Raw genomic sequence first — 16,950 nt, 5'->3', positions numbered from 1 at the left:
CCTATCGAGTCTTCCGAAGCACTTGCGAGTTAGAGCCTTACTGCAGTTAATAGCTGTTTAGCCCGTTCATCCTGTAGCCAGCAGTTTACATGATGTGATTCTGATAGCTCCTTACTCGCGGGATAAACTTTATCACACACCTCCATCGCAAATGGACACCTGGCAGTGAATGGACACCCTGCAGGAGGTGAGAATAAATCTGGTGGTGTTCCATCGATTGGAGTAAGCTTTTCTCCTTTTAAGTCAAGACGTGGAACAGAATTCAATAAACCTCGTGTATAAGGATGCTGTGGCTTGTAGAAAATTTCCCGCTTCGTTCCCGTTTCAATGATCTTACCGGCATACATTACTGCGATTCGATCTGCAATCTTTGCGACAACACCAAGATCATGTGTTATTAAAATAATCGATACACCTGTTGCAATTTGAATTTTTTCAAAAAGCTCAAGAATTTGTGCTTGGATTGTTACATCAAGTGCGGTAGTTGGTTCATCTGCAATGAGAAGATCCGGCTCGCAAATTAACGCAATTGCAATTACAATTCGCTGTCGCATTCCACCGCTAAATTGATGCGGATACTGCTTTAGGCGTTCTTCTGGATTCGAGATACCTACAAGATCCATCATCTCAATAGCTTTCCTCTTTGCTTCGTTACTCGATACTCCGTGATGCGCAATCACTCCTTCCATTAGCTGTGTGCCAATGGTTAAGGTTGGATTAAGTGCGGTCATAGGATCTTGAAATATCATAGAAATATCCACACCGCGAATAGAACGCATTTGTTTTTCCGAGTATTTAACAAGATTCTTTCCTTTAAATTTAATTGAACCATCTGTAATTTTCCCCGGCGGGTTTGGGATCAAGCGCATGATTGCATTAGATGTAACACTTTTCCCACAGCCTGACTCACCTACAATTGCCAGTGTTTCTCCTTTATTCAAATGAAAATCAACTCCGCGGACGGCTTTTACGGTTCCACCATAAGTAGTAAACGTCACGTGGAGGTTATTAACTTCTAAAATTTTTCCCATGGTGTCCCCTACTTTCTTAATTTCGGATCAAGTGCATCCTGCAATCCATCCCCTAGTACATTAAAGGCAAACATCGTAAAGGATATAAAAAATGCCGGGAAGAACAATGTCCACCAGTTACCAGATAAAATTGCTCCTAATGAGTCGTTTGCCATTACCCCCCAGCTTGCAAATGGAGACTGAATCCCAAGTCCAATAAAACTTAAAAATGCTTCCGCAAAGATCGCTGAAGGGACTGTTAATGTCATCTGTACGATAATCGGCCCCATCGTATTTGGTAATAAATTTTTCCGAATGATTCTTGAAGACTTCGTACCGAATGATTTGGAAGCGAGAACAAATTCATAATTCTTGATTTGCAGAACCTGCCCTCGCACAATTCGGGCCATCCCAACCCATCCGGTTACCGTAAGTGCAATAATAATTGTCGAGAGACTCGGGCCTAATACGACGAGTAGTAATATGACGACTAATAAATACGGTAATCCATATAAAATTTCAATGATGCGCATCATGACATTATCTGTACGTCCGCCTTTATAGCCAGAAATACCTCCCCAAATAATGCCAATGGTGACATCGATGAGGGCAGCCATTAATCCAACGAACAAGGAGATTCGTGCACCATACCATGTTCTAGTAAAAACGTCTCTTCCAGCATTATCCGTCCCAAACCAGTGCTCTGCAGAAGGTGGCTGATACTGGTTTGGCAGATCTTGTTGATTGACCTCATAAGGTGATAGTATTGGGCCAAATATAGCCATTACTGCCAGCAATATTAAAAATAAAAGTCCCAACATTGCAAGTTTATTCTTCAGTAGTCGTCTCCATGCATCCTTCCAGTAGGATAGCGATGGTCTAGCAACAACCTCCGCGGCACCTTCATCTTTTTCTTTCCACTTAAACCATTCATCCGGGACTTGAGAAGGAGAGTGTGCTGACTTTACTTCATTCACAGACTTCATATTACTCCCCTCCCTTTCGATGGAACTTAATGCGTGGATCTAATATTCCATAAGCGATATCCACAAGGAACAGCATAATGATTAAAAATGCACTATAAAATACAGTTGTCCCCATAATTACGGGATAATCACGTTGGTTAATACTTTCAACGAAATACTTACCCATCCCTGGTATGGCAAAAATCTGTTCAATAACAAAGGTTCCAGTTAAAATTCCTGCCAGCAGAGTTCCCATGATTGTTACAACCGGCATTAACGCATTACGAAGTGCGTGTTTAAATACGATTTTCCAAGGAGACAATCCTTTTGCCTTTGCCATTTTTATGTAATCCTGAGTTAACACTTCCAACATTGTCGAACGGGTAAGTCTAGCAATAATTGCCATCGGCCCCGTTGCAAGTGCAGTAATTGGCAGAATCATATGCGCTGGGCTTGACCAAGTTGCAGTAGGTAACAATTCCCAAGTTACAGCTATCTGTTGAATAAGTAACGTTGCTAAAATAAAGTTTGGTATGGATATACCGAGAACGGCAATCCCCATCGCTAAATAATCAATCACACCATTATGTCGTAAAGCAGCAAGGATTCCTAAAATAATGCCAGATATAACAGCAACAATAATGGTTAAAATTCCAAGCTCAAATGAGATTGGAAACCCTCTAGCCAATAAATCATTAACCGATTGATTTGGCTGTTTTATGGATGGCCCAAAATCAAACGTCACAATCGACTTTAAGTAAAGCAAATATTGAATGGGATAAGGCTCATCTAAATTATAATGTGCTTCTAAATTAGCCCGAATTGTTTCATTTGATGATTGATCACTATTAAATGGTGAGCCTGGTATACTGACCATTAAAATAAAGGTTAATGTAATAATTACCCACAAAGTTACGAGCATTATTAGGAATCGTTTTAATATGTATTTCAGCACGACCTAGCACCCCCGTATGATTCTTTTTTCATGTTGCATCATCTATTCAATTATCGTTTCTTAGTTAACCGAACAAAATACAGCGCTTACATTTTATGAAAACTTTGACTGTAAAGCGAGCTCAATCATGACCAGCATTGCTTGATAGGCTTCCAGAATATCATCTGCTTTGAAACCTACAATTGTTGTACCGGGTTCAATCCATGTTTTGGGCATTAAATTTGCCCATTCAGCCTGTCCGTAGTTATTAAATTCAATACGAAGTAATGGCTTCTCTGGTGGGACTAGGGCTTTTACTTGGTTACGGTTCTTTAGTGCCTCATTTACCTTTACTTTTAAAAGTGCCTCTGCTTTTTTTGGTGTCATGCTTTTGACAGCGGATCTTGAAATGGTTTCTTTAACTGCGACAGTGGTTACATTGGGGTTAAGCTCCTTCGCCTCCTTTACTGCTTGATCATCACCAGATACAAATAAAAGCGGGATACCGTAATAGCCAGCAACATAGGCATTGAGCCCCATTTCTCCAATTGCATGATCATTGATGAAAATATTCCGTACAGCATGAATCATGGAATGGGATAACACACCAAACTGACTAGCGCGAGCATGATAGCCTATAAACATTGCTCCATCATATGTATCATCTAAACCTTGTACCATTGAAAAAGGCTTTGCATCACCCGTAATTAGCGATGCTTCGGGATGAAGCTCATCAATAAGTATATTGTTCATTTTTGAATGACTATCATTGACCAGCACTTCTTTACAACCATATGTAAACGCCGTCTCAACAACTTTATTTACTTCTTTGGTCATTATTTTTCGTGAACGTTCGTAATTATGCTCGCTTGGAGTTAGGAAAGTATAATCAGGTATACCTGTAATCCCTTCCATGTCAACAGATAGGTATAATTTCATATCTTCTTCTCCTTGCTATGAATTTTATTATTTGTTTTTTCTCAATTTTAACACACCGTTAACAAAAAGAGAAGTTTGAATTTTCCGTTCTATAACTTTTATATATACCCGAGAATGAATATTTCAGTTATCGTTCTACTGCGCACGCAAAAAAACAGGCGTATCATTCGATTACACCTGTTTTCCCTTAAATTACTATAAAATTGCTTATTAGTCATTAGACAAACTTCATACATATATAAATATTATTACACGTATCGCTTAAAATTCAGCTGCTATTTTTGCATTTGATAAATCAAGTACAGGTTGTACAGATTCTTTAGTTTCATCAATACGCTCTATATCTGCACCTAATGCTGCCAATTTTCCAACGATATCTACATAGCCTCTATCCAAATGTTTTAGCTCTGTTACACGTGTATGGCCATTTCCAACTAAACCAGCTAAAATTAGAGCTGCTGCTGCACGAAGATCTGTTGCAGCTACCTCTGCACCTTGAAGATCAGACAATCCTTCAATAATTACGCTGCGTCCTTCAATCTTCATATTTGCATTCATCCGTCTAAATTCTTCTACATGCATAAAACGGTTTTCAAAAACGGTCTCCGTAATGACACTTGTGCCTTTTGCACGAAGCATCAATGCCATCATTTGTGACTGCATGTCTGTTGGGAACCCTGGATGTGGCAATGTTTTAATATCTGTAGCTTTTAAATCATCAGATCCAATAACGCGAATCCCTTCATCTTCTTCCATAACTTTTACATTCATTTCTTCCAATTTGGAAATAACGGAACGTAAATGTTCACTTTCTGCATTTTCGATTAAAACATTTCCACCAGTAATTGCAGCTGCAACCATGAATGTACCTGCTTCAATACGATCAGGAATAATGGAATGTTCTACTCCACATAGCTTTTCCACACCATGAATACGAATTGTTTCCGTACCAGCACCAACAATTCGTGCACCCATTTTATTCAAGTAATTTGCCAAATCTACAATTTCTGGCTCTTTTGCACAGTTTTCAAGGACTGTTTTGCCTTCTGCGAGGGCAGCTGCCATCATAATGTTCTCAGTTGCTCCAACACTTGGCATATCTAAATAAATCTTTGCACCTTGAAGACGGCCGTCTACTTTTGCTTCTACAAAGCCATTACCAACATGAATCTCGGCCCCCATAGCTTCAAAGCCCTTTAAATGTAAATCAATTGGTCTTGAACCAATCGCACATCCACCTGGCATTGCAACTTTCGCGTGTCCATAACGGGCCAATAATGGTCCCAAAACAAGTACAGAAGCACGCATTTTTCGTACATATTCAAATGGTGCTTCTGTTTCCAAACGCTTTGAAGCATCCACATATACCGTGTTGCTCTCAGCATCAAAATCAACATCGGCATTCATATTTCTTAAAACTTCATTAATTGTATATACGTCAGCTAAAACGGGGACTTCTTTAATAACGCTTTTTCCTTCACTAGCAATTAGACTTGCTGCTATCACAGGAAGTACTGCATTTTTAGCACCTTCAACGCGAACAGCGCCACTCAGTTTCTGTCCACCTCTTACGATGATTTTCTCCATGTTTATAAATCTCCTTCAGATCCAATTTCACTATATTAATATTCATGTATTAGGATAGGTGTTCCTATCGTATATTTCAGTTCTTCTTTTTCGTTCGTTGCTATAGCTAATTGTAAGTTCAACGGGGCATCATCAATGATGAAATTTTCTTTCCATAAGTCTGTATACCCGTATACAATTTTTTTATGTGTTGAATTTTTTACTGTGTCGAATTGTGTCTTAATATGTCGTAAATCAAAATAACTTATGATTTCCTCTACAAGAACATCAGACTCCATTATACCACTAAAATCTGTAGTCAGACAAGCAAATGTTTTTGACGTTTCTGTTAAATATTTCTCCACTATCTCACGCTTTTTGGAAAGGTAATTTCCCTCAATTTCCTCGTTCCATTTCGTGCCTTCTATTATTACAATGATTTCTGATTTAATCGTAGTGTCCTTGGGAATAACAATTGTATAGGATACTTGCAAAGCATTGTGTTTAGCGTCTTCCCTAAGCAAATATTTTATAGCATTTCCATCTTCGCTTCTAGTGACAAAACTACCATTTTTCATTTTATCTAATTGCCGTTCTGCTTGTTCTGCTGTTACACTCTCTTTCATTGTAACCTGCCAGCTTTCAATTGGAATCCCATTGCTTATTGTAAAGTTTGCTAAATCAATCATTTCGTCAGATTCCATCCCGTGGACTACTGGTTTAGCAGTGATTAATAAAAATAGCACTAATAAAATTGATAGTTTTCTCATAATAAAATCCCCCTGTATTAAACGAATAGCATTAGTTTAGACAGAGAGACTACATCGCATACCTTACAAATAACGACAAGTTTTTGACCAAATATCTTAGTTTGCACACATCTGATAATGGATTAATACCCTTATAAAAAGATTATCATGCAACGAACTTCATACACAATCTTGAAAGAGATATAAACGCATTAGAAAAGATAGATTAGATCGCTAGACCATCTTAAAATATCAAGGAGAAATTGACTTACTCCAGTTCCAATTACAATTGCAAGGAACAGTAGAAAGATTCTTCCTTCCGTTGTTCTTCCCTTCTTAATTATTGGTTCAAAATTCATTGCTAGAATGATTCGCCATGAAATATAAATGAAGAGCAGATGTGAAATGATACTAAATAAAGCCATTTGTCCAATTGAAAACATATTGACCACCTTTGTTTAGTTGCTAATTGTTACATTGCCATGATTAAAAAGAAATGTCAATGCTTTTATACGCTCAATTACTATATCATTTTTTGGAGATAATTCAGTTATTCCGATGCTTTATCCCGCCATTTCCCGGGAAATATCGACAGGAGTGAATGGAAATAATAGAATGGATTTTGTATCGGGCATTAGTAAGAACAGCGTGACCTGTTTACTTATCTGCGCTGTAAAATAGAGGATTGGATATCGTGTTTCTTTGGAATCGTTCACACGTAAAAAATCTCTTACAACATTTCGTTATAAGAGATTCTCATACATTTAACTGCCTACATTTAGGCGATTGGTTGCGCGTTTGAGTGCTAATTCAGCCCGTATTTTATCGATATTATCGGCTTTTGCTTGAAGACGACGTTCCGCACGTTCTTTCGCTTCCTTTGCGCGTTGTACATCAATTTCTGCAGCTTTTTCAGCAGATTGAGCAAGAATCGTCACTTTATCTGGTTGGACCTCCATAAATCCACCATTTACCGCTAAATGTTTCGTCTCTGATCCTGTCTTGAGACGAACAGCGCTGATTTGTAATGGAGCTACAAGAGGTATGTGTCCAGGTAAGATACCTATTTCTCCAGTTTCTGCCTTACAGACAACCATATCAAAACTACCCTCTAAAACCGGACCACTAGGAGTAACAACACTCACTTCCAGTGTTTTCAATGTAACCCCTCCTAAGACTTGGTAGAAGAAAGCTATGATAATTCATCAGAGTTTCTTCAGAAATATCATTTCTACAGTATTCTCCTACCTATTATCTATTATTCCATGCCTTTTGCTTTTTCAAGTACTTCTTCAATACGTCCCACAAGACGGAATGCATCCTCTGGTAGGTGATCATACTTACCTTCTAAGATCTCACTGAATCCAGCTACAGTTTCTTTAACAGGCACATAAGAACCTTTTTGTCCTGTAAATTGTTCTGCAACGTGGAAGTTTTGAGAAAGGAAGAATTGGATACGACGTGCTCTTGAAACGACTAATTTATCTTCATCGCCAAGCTCATCCATACCTAGAATCGCAATAATATCCTGCAGCTCACGATAACGCTGTAGTGTTTGTTGTACTTCTGTTGCTACGCGATAATGCTCTTCCCCAACAATCTCTGGATCTAGTGCACGTGAAGTAGATGCTAAAGGATCCACAGCAGGGTAAATACCTTGTTCAGATAGACCACGGTCTAGGTTTGTCGTTGCATCCAAGTGTGCAAACGTTGTTGCCGGAGCCGGATCCGTGTAGTCATCGGCAGGTACATAGATCGCCTGAATCGATGTTACGGAACCTTTATCTGTTGATGTAATACGTTCTTGCAATTGTCCCATTTCCGTTGCTAGTGTTGGTTGGTAACCAACAGCAGATGGCATACGTCCAAGTAATGCTGAAACCTCAGATCCTGCCTGTGTGAAACGGAAGATGTTATCAATGAATAGCAATACATCTTGTCCTTGCTCATCACGGAAGTATTCAGCCATTGTAAGACCTGTTAATGCTACACGCATACGTGCACCAGGTGGTTCGTTCATTTGTCCGAATACCATCGCTGTTTTAGCAATAACACCAGAGTCTTTCATTTCATAGTAGAGGTCATTTCCTTCACGAGTACGCTCTCCAACTCCTGCGAATACAGAAATACCACCATGTTCTTGAGCAATGTTATTAATTAATTCCTGGATTAAAACGGTTTTACCTACACCGGCACCACCAAATAGACCAATTTTTCCACCTTTAATATATGGAGCTAATAAGTCTACTACTTTGATACCTGTTTCTAGAATTTCAGTTTCTGTAGACAGGTTTTCAAACTTAGGTGCTTCACGGTGAATTGGGTCTAAGCGTAATCCGTCTGCTAACGGTTCATCCAAGTCAATTTTTTCACCTAAAACATTAAATACACGTCCTAATGTTACATCTCCTACTGGAACGGAAATAGGTCTTCCAAGGTTTTCTACTGTTGCGCCACGTTTAACACCGTCAGTTGATGACATTGCAATTGTGCGAACACTGTTATCTCCTAAATGAAGAGCTACTTCTAATGTAAGATCTGTATTTTCATCTTGGACAACTAAAGCGTTATATATTTCTGGGAGTGTGCCGTCTTCAAATCTAACGTCAACGACCGGTCCCATTACTTGTGTAACGTGTCCTTTACTCATCGCTTTCCCTCCTAACTTACTTAAAGCCTGTTAAAGAAGCTTATTCAAGCGCTGCTACTCCACCACTGATTTCTGTGATTTCCTGTGTAATCGCCGCTTGACGTGCACGGTTATATGTCAATGATAAGTCATCAATAAGGTCACCAGCATTATCTGTTGCACTTCTCATTGCAGTCATACTTGCCGCATGTTCACTTGCTTTTCCATCCAATAAAGCACCGAATATTAAGCTTTCGGCATACTGTGGTAAAAGAACTTCCAGAATTTGTTCTTGATCCGGATCATATTCATAATCATTGTTAATGGCAGAGTGTGCGTCCAAATTCTCGATTGGCAGCAATTTTTTTGCAGTTACCTTTTGAGAGATTGCACTAACATAATGATTGTAAATAATGTTAAGTTCATCAATTTCTCCGTCACTATACATTTGCACTGTCTCAGAAGCTAATTCTTTAATGTCTGCGAATGTAGGGTGGTCTGCCATTCCAAGAATACTATTTGACATGGGCAGATCACGTTTCTTACAGAAGTCGTATCCTTTGCGCCCTACAGCAATGACTGTATATTCGTCTTTACTTTCATGACGCTTTTCAATTGTTTGAACCAAGTTTCGCAGTATATTACTGTTATAAGCACCAACCAATCCACGGTCAGAGGTTATAACTAAATAGGCTGTTTTTTTCACTTCACGTTTAATCAACATCGGATGAGATACATCTGTATTGCTATTAGCGATACTAGCTACAACTTCCTGTAGTTTATCTGCGTAAGGAACGAACCCTTTTGCATTCTGCTCTGCTTTACTCATTTTTGAAGCGGATACCATTTGCATTGCACCAGTAATTTTCTTTGTTTTCTTTGTTGAATCTATTCGAGCTTTTAAATCTCTAAGTGATGCCAAGCTTTTTCACCACACTTTCCTGACAGAGGTTGAGCCGGAAAAGGCTGTGTCATGTCAACTCTTTCCGGTCCATTATTCTCTTTTCGAAATCTATTGACAAAGGGAAACACTTTTTCAGGTGTTTGTACCTTCGTTTACTTAATTTGTCGTTGGTAAGAATGTTTTCTTGAATGCTTCAATAGCAGATTTCATATCGCTATCATCTGGCAAGTTACCTGTTTCACGGATGGTAGTCAATAATTCATTGCGATTGCTTTCAAGCCATACATTCATTTCACTCTCGAAACGAAGTACATCTTCTACTGAAATATCATCTAAGAATCCTCTTGTTAGTGCATAAAGAATCATTACTTGTTTCTCAACAACCATTGGCTTATGCAAACCTTGCTTCAGAACTTCTACCGTTCTTTGTCCACGATTTAATTTAGCCTGTGTTGATTTATCCAGATCTGATCCAAATTGTGAGAAGGCTTCTAGCTCACGGAATGACGCAAGATCAAGACGTAATGTACCAGCAACTTTCTTCATTGCTTTAATTTGTGCTGATCCACCAACACGGGATACAGATAAACCGGCGTTAATTGCTGGTCTTACACCCGAGAAGAACAAGTCAGATTGCAAGAAAATTTGTCCATCTGTAATTGAAATTACGTTCGTTGGAATGTATGCAGCGATGTCGCCTGCCTGCGTCTCAACGAATGGTAATGCAGTTAAAGAACCGCCACCACGTGCATCACTTAATTTAGCAGCACGCTCTAGTAAACGTGAATGCAAGTAGAATACATCCCCTGGGAATGCTTCACGACCCGGAGGACGACGAAGCAGCAAGGAAAGCTCACGGTATGCTACTGCTTGTTTTGACAAGTCATCATATACAACAAGTACGTGTTTCCCGTTGTACATAAATTCCTCACCCATTGCTACACCTGCATATGGAGCAAGGTATAATAATGGTGCAGGATCAGAAGCTCCTGCTGTTACAACGATTGTGTAATCTAATGCGCCGTACTTACGGAACGTTTCTACAGTATTTCGAACAGTCGATTCCTTTTGTCCAATTGCAACATAAATACAAATCATATCTTGGTCGCTTTGGTTCAAAATGGTATCAACGGCTACTGTTGTTTTTCCTGTCTGACGGTCACCAATGATAAGCTCACGTTGTCCACGACCGATTGGCACCAATGCATCAATCGCTTTGATTCCCGTTTGCAATGGCTCATCAACTGATTTACGATCCATTACTCCTGGAGCCTGCGCTTCAATTGGACGGGTTTTAGAAGTTTCAAGTGTACCTTTCCCATCAATTGGCTGTCCTAGTGGGTTTACAACACGTCCCAATAATTCTTCTCCAACTGGTACTTGCATGATACGTCCTGTTCGACGAACTTCATCGCCTTCTTTAATCCCTGTGTAAGGCCCTAGAATAACGATACCAACGTTGCTTTCTTCTAAGTTCTGCGCTAGTCCCATAACACCGTTTGAGAATTCAAGCAACTCTCCAGCCATTGCGTTATCAAGTCCGTGTGCACGTGCAATCCCGTCCCCGATTTCAATAACTGTTCCAACGTCACTAACTTCGATATCTGTATCGAAATTTTCAATTTGCTGTTTAATTAGTGTACTGATTTCTTCAGCATTTATGCTCATACCATTTCACCCCTATCATCTTTGTTCATAATAAGCATGTATAAAATTCAATTCCATGTTAGAAGACCATGTCAAGTATGTATGCTTAACTTTGGTCTGTACGTTGCCTGTTCACATTAATTAGTAGAAACAATGCGTTTTAAAATACGATCTAATTTTCCACTAATTGTTCCATCATAGATTGTGTTTCCAACGCGAATTTTAATTCCACCAATAATGGAAGGATCTACAATGTTTTTCAAATTGATTGCAGTTTTACCGATTCGTTTTGCGAATGTTTGCTGCAACTCAGTTTTTTCAACATCTGTTAATTCACGTACAGAATAAACCGTTGCATCCGCGATACCCTTAGCATCATTCACTAATTGAATGAAACTTACGATAATGTTGGAAAGAGCTTTAATGCGTCGGCGTTCAACAAGCAGTTTGATTGTATTGATAATATCTGCTTGTATACCTTGAAACACTTTCGTAATCAGTTGTTTCTTTTCCACATTATCAATTTTGGGATGCATTAAGAAAGTTTCCAATTGTTTATTTTTGTTAAATACTTCTTGAACGACTCTGAATTCCTTCACGAGTTGATCCAGTGTATTCTTTTCAAGTCCGAGTTGGTAAAGAGCGTCTGCATAACGTTTAGCTACAACAACTTCACTCATCGCTCTTCTCCTACCTCTTTAATGTAATCATTGATCAATTTCTCTTGATCTTGTGCACTTATTTCCTTTTCAATCACTTTACTTGCAATAAGTACGGAAAGGTGCGCAACTTTATCTTGAAGTGCTTGTAATGCTTTTTCCTTCTCATTTTGAATATCAGCTTGAGCTGCTAGGATTAAGCGGTCTGCCTCTTTACGTGCAGCTTCAACAATATCCTGTTCTTGCTTTGCTCCAGCTGCCTTTGCGTCCTCAATCAATTTTTGAGCTTCTTCTCTTACTTGGTTTAGCTGTGCCGCAGCATCCTTTGAAGCTTTTTCAGCCTCAAGACGACTTTTTTCTGCTGCTTCAATTTCTCCAGCTACATACTCCTCACGCTCTTGCATTTTGTTCATGAGGGGTCCCCAAGCGAATTTTTTTAGTAATGCTAGCAACACAAGGAAGAAGAATAATTGGACAAACATGTCTCCTACTCTTAGTCCTCCAACACTAGCTCCAATTGTCATAAAGTCAATGTATGAATGCACTGATTTCACTCCTTTCAATGTGACTTCACATCTATTTACCTATAGTGATTCATTTTATTTTCATATCACCTGAAAGTTACATAAAGGAATGGCGAAGATTCTATGGTAACGAACTTCGCCATTATGTTTTAAATAAAATACAAATACAATTACATGAAGATAGCCATAAATGCGATAACTGCTGCGATGATTGGAATCGCCTCAACAAGTGCTACCCCGATAAACATCGTACCTTGCAATGCACCTCTAAGTTCTGGTTGACGTGCGATTCCCTCTACTGTTTTACTAACGATCATTCCGTTACCAAGACCTGCACCTAATGCTGCCAGGCCGATTGCGATTGCTGCTGCTAATGCTTCCATTGAAAATTTCCTCCTTTTATTTAAACCTAATATTATTTTTTATTTAATGGTCACTGCTCACTTTGTGAGACATATACACCATTGTTAACATAACAAATACATAAGATTGAATTGCACCTATAAACACACTAAAGCCCATCCATGCCAGCATTGGTATTGCTGCTCCTAATGCTCCTAAGAAGCCTGACATTGCCATACCTACAAGTAAGGTTAATAATACTTCCCCTGCATAAATGTTACCAAATAGACGAAGACCTAATGTTAATGTGTTAGTAAATTCCTCTATAATCTTAAATGGCAGCATAAAAGGTACTGGGCTGACATACCCTTTGAAATATGCTTTTGTTCCTTGTGTTTTAATGCCATAGAAATGGGTTAATACGATAACCATAGCGGATAGTGTTAATGTTAATGTTGCATCTGCGGTTGGTGATTTCCACCATAAGTCATGACCGACCACTCCGACAGTCGCTACACCTACTAGGTTACTAACAAGGATGTAAAAAATCAGCGTTAATCCTAATGGAAGAAACACCTTCCCTGTTTTCCAGTCCATTGTGTCACTAATAATTCCTTTTACAAATTCAACTACCCATTCCATAAAGTTTTGCATCCCGGTTGGCTTCATCTGCAGTTTGCGACTTGCCCACACACAGAAAACAAACACAATTAGCGATACAACTGCAATCATGAGGACATTGGACATGTTAAAGTCGAGCCAGGAAATCCCAAAGACGTCATTAACTATTGGAGCTGTATGATCCAAAATTCTCCCCCCTTTACACTACATACTTATAAATCCGTTCATACTATGCCTGTTAAACTAGTTTACTTAATATGTTTTCTTTGAAAAATGAATCGAAAAGCAACATCAATTCCTATTATGATGTATGAAGATACAAGACCAAAAACTAGGGCAATAATATGAAAGGTTTCATTAAATCGAAGTGCGATCAAAACGGAAAGCATTGTTGCAGCAAGCCTTGAGAATGTTCCCAATCCTCCGCGTACCTTTCCAGTTTCAATAACCGCTTTTCCCAGTGCTTTTGTTTTATGCTGCAGTAACCATAAATTGTAGAAGCTTACAGCGCTTCCTAACAATAAACCGTTAAAAATTCGAGGATACGATGAGAACCCTGCACCAATTACGATAATTGCAAGAAGAAAGAGCATCCATTTACGCTGCCTCGTTACCATCAAATCATATTCAGACATCATGTACTCTACTCTCCTAAACAATCAAACGATATTGTGGATGTTCTCATTACAAAATAAAGGCTGAAAAAACACGTGCATCCGCTTCCAAACATAATTGTTTACTATTAAACGGTTGTTATTTTCAGTCATTATTTTAAAATATTGGTCCTGTTTCACAGCCAAAAACACGGAAATGCTTATGTAACAGAAGTTGCTTTAAGGGAAATTAAGTCTGCCATTTTTCATGTCGAATGATACTAAAAATCGTCGTATCAGCTAACAAGATAGTTGCAGTTTATATAAAAATACACCTTCCCCCACAGTTAGCAAGTTTACAACAGCTTGACCACCATTGTCAATTAGGACACTAAGATAAATTGCAATTTTTAAACCATCGATAAAATACTGTCGTTGAAACAATATGTGACATTTTCTTATCTATAAATTTACAATTAAGTGACCCAACTTTCATTATAAATGAAAGTTGGGTCGTGTAATGTGACATCTTTGTGAACTCACTTGATTTATTTGAGTTTTTTTGTCTCTTGTGAACAATGAATTATTCTATATATACAATAGATGGACTGCTTTCATATGTTCCGTCCTTGAGAAATACCGTTACTACCGCTAAATAATAACCTGTATCACCAGCATCTTTTTTACTTATTTCACCTTGATGTTCTCCTGTTTTTACATTTTCCATTTCTAATAGTCGTCTCTTGAATACAAGACTTTCAGGATCGTATAGGTCAACTTCTACCCGTCTCGCAGGTTCTGTTAGATATATCCGATATTCATATGCTTCTTCAGAGAGAGTTTTCATCGCAAACTCAAATCCTGCTGTTTTGGGTTGATTCGCAGCTTGGTTCACAAAAATATATGGTAAGTTGTATTGGTTATCTTGAGATCTCAGTGTGATCCAGCCTTGATGTACACCTTGATCCATTCGAGCTGCTGTTATACTAAGTTCAATTGGGATTGTCTTTTTCTGATTGGCTTCGATCCTAAATGACATTGGCAGCTTCCAATTAACACCATTCTGTTGCTTTGGATAATCAAAGGTAAATGTCTGTGCAACATCTGCCATGTTCTCAATTGTTAATGAAAATTCACTTGTTTCTCTATACCCATTTATTTGTCCAAAGTTGAGTTGTGGATTGTGAATGATTGTTGTCGATTCAATTGCTTTTTCCGGTTGGATTTCTCCCGTTCCTTGAATCGTGGGAGCTAAAACATTACCTTCACCGATTACATGCGCGGTTGTTTTAAGTGCTCCGAAGATTTGCTGGGTCGACCAATCTGGGTGCGCCTCTTTGATTAATGCAATAGCACCAGTAACATGCGGTGCAGCCATACTAGTGCCATCAAGTGGCTCATAACCTCCTGGAACAGTGCTCATAATATTCGTCCCTGGTGCAACTACGTCTGGCTTGATATTCCAATTAACTGTAACTGGTCCTCTTGAGCTAAATGGAGCTATTGTTCGTTCTTCATGTTCGTATGCAGTTTCCAAATAAATACTTTCCCCTTCATTCTGCTCTTTCAGCCATACACCATCTTCCATGGCTATCGATACGACTGGTATATTTATTGGATCTTCTTTATTTTGAACAGAACCTCGAAACATTCCTTTCTCTTTATTATAGATTACAACCGCTACTGCCCCTTTTTCTTCAGCACGTTTTGCCATTTCATAGAACGGTGTTTCTCCACGTTTTATAAATGCGATTCGCCCATTCAACTTTCCATTCTCTTCTGCCATATCAGCAATTGGATAGTCTTTTGTCAAATTCCACGGAGAAGAACCTACCATTTCAGTAAGCGGGATTGTACGATCGGCCATCGGTTCATAGAGTAGAGGGGTTTCTGTTGGTGCAGTTGATGCACCGACTGATAAAGCTTTGTCTGCAGTTGCTGGTGATCCTACAGTCCAATCTTGTGGGCCGCTATTACCATTTGCTATAACTACCGCTACACCTAGTTCTGTAGCTCTGTTAACTGCTACACTCGTTGGAAAGTCAGGAACATTAACGTTATTCCCAAGCGATAAATTGATAATATCTACCCCATCTTCAATCGCCTTCTCCATTGCAGCTATTACTTGCACAGATGTTCCTGCCCCCCCAGGACCAAGTGCTCGATATGCGTAAATTTCTGCATCTGGAGCGACTCCTTTCAATTCTCCGTCGGCCGCAATAATCCCTGCAACATGAGTACCGTGTGATGTTGGTATACCTTGTTCTGGAATTGTCTCCATTGGGTCTTCATCAAGGTCAACAAGGTCATATCCCCCACTATAATTTTTTTGCAAATCTGGGTGGCTGTGGTCAATCCCAGTATCTATAACCCCAACCTTTACACCTTTACCGGTAAATGAAGTCTTATTTAGATCAGATGGGATTACCCCATTACCCTTTTCACGATTTCCATCCCAAGGAAGTGCTTTATATTGCTGTACCGAGTGAATACGTTGAACAAAAGGCAGCGATTCTATCTTCTGCAGATTTGCAGGAGCTCCTTGGATTGCAATGCCATTAAACAATTGGTGATAAACTGCAATAACCTCGATAAATGGATGATATATTTCCAAATACTCTTTATGTATCTCTGGATCCCCTTCTACTTCGATGATGATCGATTCCATTTCTTTTTCCGCATGAAGTTCTTGAGGGTATGGAATAAATAGAAGTAGAAGCAATAAAAAGGTGCTAAAAATTCTCATAGGCGCCCACTCCCTTTTTTTAACAATAGCTTTTGAAATAAATTACGTTCTTATACATTCGTTTCGATTACGCCGGATTTTTCTACCTTGCTTTTTCAGAAGAACTAATGGTATACTATTTT

At 38.9% G+C, this 16,950-nt stretch carries 17 protein-coding genes; all 17 read right to left on the bottom strand.

Going from position 1 to position 16,950, the window contains the following annotated elements; genetic code table 11:
* Positions 1 to 29: 29 nt before the first annotated feature.
* Entirely contained in the window at positions 30 to 1,031 is a 1,002-nt protein-coding gene (locus tag D1B32_RS02275) for an ABC transporter ATP-binding protein (RefSeq protein ID WP_118888511.1), read from the bottom strand.
* 8 nt (positions 1,032 to 1,039) lie between these two features.
* Complete coding sequence (locus D1B32_RS02270) at positions 1,040 to 1,996, bottom strand: ABC transporter permease (protein WP_095307849.1); 957 nt, start codon at positions 1,994 to 1,996, stop codon at positions 1,040 to 1,042.
* A gap of 1 nt (position 1,997) precedes the next feature.
* Positions 1,998 to 2,930, bottom strand: coding sequence for an ABC transporter permease (locus tag D1B32_RS02265; RefSeq protein ID WP_118888510.1), 933 nt, complete (start codon positions 2,928 to 2,930; stop codon positions 1,998 to 2,000).
* Positions 2,931 to 3,023: 93 nt separating this feature from the next.
* Positions 3,024 to 3,848, bottom strand: a complete 825-nt coding sequence (locus D1B32_RS02260; protein WP_118888509.1) for a D-aminopeptidase DppA — start codon at positions 3,846 to 3,848, stop codon at positions 3,024 to 3,026.
* Between the two features lie 261 nt (positions 3,849 to 4,109).
* Positions 4,110 to 5,435, bottom strand: a complete 1,326-nt coding sequence (murA, locus tag D1B32_RS02255) for a UDP-N-acetylglucosamine 1-carboxyvinyltransferase (RefSeq protein WP_095307846.1) — start codon at positions 5,433 to 5,435, stop codon at positions 4,110 to 4,112.
* A 35-nt stretch (positions 5,436 to 5,470) separates the two neighbouring features.
* Positions 5,471 to 6,184, bottom strand: a complete 714-nt coding sequence (locus tag D1B32_RS02250) for a YwmB family TATA-box binding protein (protein WP_095307845.1) — start codon at positions 6,182 to 6,184, stop codon at positions 5,471 to 5,473.
* 191 nt (positions 6,185 to 6,375) lie between these two features.
* A complete protein-coding gene (locus D1B32_RS02245; RefSeq protein WP_095307844.1) occupies positions 6,376 to 6,606 on the bottom strand; it encodes a DUF1146 family protein in 231 nt (76 codons plus the stop codon).
* A gap of 321 nt (positions 6,607 to 6,927) precedes the next feature.
* On the bottom strand, positions 6,928 to 7,323 hold the full coding sequence (locus D1B32_RS02240; RefSeq protein WP_095307843.1) for a F0F1 ATP synthase subunit epsilon: 396 nt from the start codon (positions 7,321 to 7,323) through the stop codon (positions 6,928 to 6,930).
* 98 nt (positions 7,324 to 7,421) lie between these two features.
* Positions 7,422 to 8,813, bottom strand: coding sequence for a F0F1 ATP synthase subunit beta (atpD, locus tag D1B32_RS02235; RefSeq protein ID WP_095307842.1), 1,392 nt, complete (start codon positions 8,811 to 8,813; stop codon positions 7,422 to 7,424).
* Positions 8,814 to 8,853: 40 nt separating this feature from the next.
* Entirely contained in the window at positions 8,854 to 9,714 is an 861-nt protein-coding gene (gene atpG, locus D1B32_RS02230) for an ATP synthase F1 subunit gamma (protein ID WP_095307841.1), read from the bottom strand.
* Positions 9,715 to 9,852: 138 nt separating this feature from the next.
* The gene (gene atpA / locus D1B32_RS02225) at positions 9,853 to 11,364 is read right to left on the bottom strand and encodes a F0F1 ATP synthase subunit alpha (RefSeq protein WP_095307840.1); all 1,512 of its coding nucleotides are present in this window, start codon (positions 11,362 to 11,364) and stop codon (positions 9,853 to 9,855) included.
* A gap of 116 nt (positions 11,365 to 11,480) precedes the next feature.
* Positions 11,481 to 12,023, bottom strand: coding sequence for a F0F1 ATP synthase subunit delta (locus D1B32_RS02220; protein ID WP_118888508.1), 543 nt, complete (start codon positions 12,021 to 12,023; stop codon positions 11,481 to 11,483).
* On the bottom strand, positions 12,020 to 12,547 hold the full coding sequence (atpF, locus tag D1B32_RS02215) for a F0F1 ATP synthase subunit B (protein ID WP_118888507.1): 528 nt from the start codon (positions 12,545 to 12,547) through the stop codon (positions 12,020 to 12,022). The genes D1B32_RS02220 and atpF overlap by 4 nt, the downstream gene beginning before the upstream one ends.
* A 149-nt stretch (positions 12,548 to 12,696) precedes the next feature.
* Positions 12,697 to 12,909, bottom strand: a complete 213-nt coding sequence (atpE, locus tag D1B32_RS02210) for a F0F1 ATP synthase subunit C (protein WP_010648360.1) — start codon at positions 12,907 to 12,909, stop codon at positions 12,697 to 12,699.
* Positions 12,910 to 12,952: 43 nt separating this feature from the next.
* A complete protein-coding gene (gene atpB / locus D1B32_RS02205; protein WP_118888506.1) occupies positions 12,953 to 13,675 on the bottom strand; it encodes a F0F1 ATP synthase subunit A in 723 nt (240 codons plus the stop codon).
* A 62-nt stretch (positions 13,676 to 13,737) separates the two neighbouring features.
* Positions 13,738 to 14,127: an ATP synthase subunit I gene (locus D1B32_RS02200; protein ID WP_095307835.1), complete on the bottom strand. Its 390-nt coding sequence runs from the start codon at positions 14,125 to 14,127 to the stop codon at positions 13,738 to 13,740.
* Between the two features lie 538 nt (positions 14,128 to 14,665).
* The gene (locus tag D1B32_RS24410) at positions 14,666 to 16,828 is read right to left on the bottom strand and encodes a S8 family serine peptidase (protein ID WP_118888505.1); all 2,163 of its coding nucleotides are present in this window, start codon (positions 16,826 to 16,828) and stop codon (positions 14,666 to 14,668) included.
* Positions 16,829 to 16,950 lie beyond the last annotated feature (122 nt).

It is taken from the genome of Oceanobacillus profundus, from assembly GCF_003515705.1.
In the GTDB taxonomy this organism is placed as follows: Bacteria; Bacillota; Bacilli; order Bacillales; family Amphibacillaceae; genus Oceanobacillus; species Oceanobacillus profundus.
Note: the sequence above shows the minus strand (reverse complement) of the source record. Positions and strands in the feature narration are given on the sequence as shown.

Coding starts and splice junctions, on each gene's coding strand:
- D1B32_RS24410 (WP_118888505.1), bottom strand. CDS start 16,828: ATGAGAATTTTTAGCACCTTTTTATTGCTTCTACTTCTATTTATTCCA.
- D1B32_RS02200 (WP_095307835.1), bottom strand. CDS start 14,127: ATGATGTCTGAATATGATTTGATGGTAACGAGGCAGCGTAAATGGATG.
- D1B32_RS02245 (WP_095307844.1), bottom strand. CDS start 6,606: ATGTTTTCAATTGGACAAATGGCTTTATTTAGTATCATTTCACATCTG.
- D1B32_RS02250 (WP_095307845.1), bottom strand. CDS start 6,184: ATGAGAAAACTATCAATTTTATTAGTGCTATTTTTATTAATCACTGCT.
- atpD (WP_095307842.1), bottom strand. CDS start 8,813: ATGAGTAAAGGACACGTTACACAAGTAATGGGACCGGTCGTTGACGTT.
- murA (WP_095307846.1), bottom strand. CDS start 5,435: ATGGAGAAAATCATCGTAAGAGGTGGACAGAAACTGAGTGGCGCTGTT.
- atpE (WP_010648360.1), bottom strand. CDS start 12,909: ATGGAAGCATTAGCAGCAGCAATCGCAATCGGCCTGGCAGCATTAGGT.
- D1B32_RS02275 (WP_118888511.1), bottom strand. CDS start 1,031: ATGGGAAAAATTTTAGAAGTTAATAACCTCCACGTGACGTTTACTACT.
- D1B32_RS02270 (WP_095307849.1), bottom strand. CDS start 1,996: ATGAAGTCTGTGAATGAAGTAAAGTCAGCACACTCTCCTTCTCAAGTC.
- D1B32_RS02260 (WP_118888509.1), bottom strand. CDS start 3,848: ATGAAATTATACCTATCTGTTGACATGGAAGGGATTACAGGTATACCT.
- D1B32_RS02220 (WP_118888508.1), bottom strand. CDS start 12,023: ATGAGTGAAGTTGTTGTAGCTAAACGTTATGCAGACGCTCTTTACCAA.
- atpA (WP_095307840.1), bottom strand. CDS start 11,364: ATGAGCATAAATGCTGAAGAAATCAGTACACTAATTAAACAGCAAATT.